This window comes from Micromonospora sp. DT178 (assembly GCF_049841695.1).
Lineage (GTDB): Bacteria > Actinomycetota > Actinomycetes > Mycobacteriales > Micromonosporaceae > Micromonospora.
Window position 1 is genome coordinate 1 of the sequence record NZ_JBNCKV010000122.1, and the last position, 203, is coordinate 203.

The following is a 203-nucleotide window of genomic DNA, read 5'->3' on the forward strand; positions in this document are numbered from 1 at the left end:
ACGAGGTGCAACAGTTGATCACCGGGTGGGGTGAGGACCTGTCGGTCGCGGCGGTCAACGGCCCGGCGCAGGTGGTGGTATCCGGAACCACGGCCGCGTGTGAGGAATTCGTGCAGGCGTACGCGCAGTTGGGGGTCCGACGCATCGCGGTGGACTACGCCTCGCATTCGGTGCAGGTACAGGCGATCCAGGACCAGTTGCGC

General features: G+C 66.5%; 1 protein-coding gene. It reads left to right on the plus strand.

Annotated features, from left to right (window positions below):
• Positions 1-14 precede the first annotated feature (14 nt).
• Positions 15-203: acyltransferase domain-containing protein (locus tag ACLQ22_RS32250; RefSeq protein ID WP_425695648.1), on the plus strand; the 189-nt coding region annotated here is incomplete at its 3' end.